Raw genomic sequence first — 241 nt, 5'->3', positions numbered from 1 at the left:
GCTGAGATCAAACCTGTGCTGTGCCGCGGTGTTCACCGCCTCCTGGACCCGCTCGGCCGGCCAGCCGCGGGCATCGATGACTTCCCACCCCACCTCGGCGTCGTCGGCGGCCACCACCACCTGCTCGGGGATGCCCTGCGGGGCGCGAAACACGGTGCGCAGCGATTCATGCCGGCCCACCACATCGGTTAACGCCGCCTGCAGCGCCGCGGCATCTAGGTGTCCGTGCAGCCCCAACGCG

At 70.5% G+C, this 241-nt stretch carries 1 protein-coding gene; it reads right to left on the bottom strand.

What is annotated here, in order from left to right; genetic code table 11:
- Positions 1–241: condensation domain-containing protein (locus AC5Y30_RS25580; protein ID WP_499922123.1), on the bottom strand; the 241-nt coding region annotated here is incomplete at both ends.

This window comes from Mycobacterium sp. NGS27 (genome assembly GCF_059813005.1).
The sequence above is the reverse complement of the archived record's forward strand: the minus strand, read 5'-3'. Positions and strand labels throughout refer to the sequence as shown.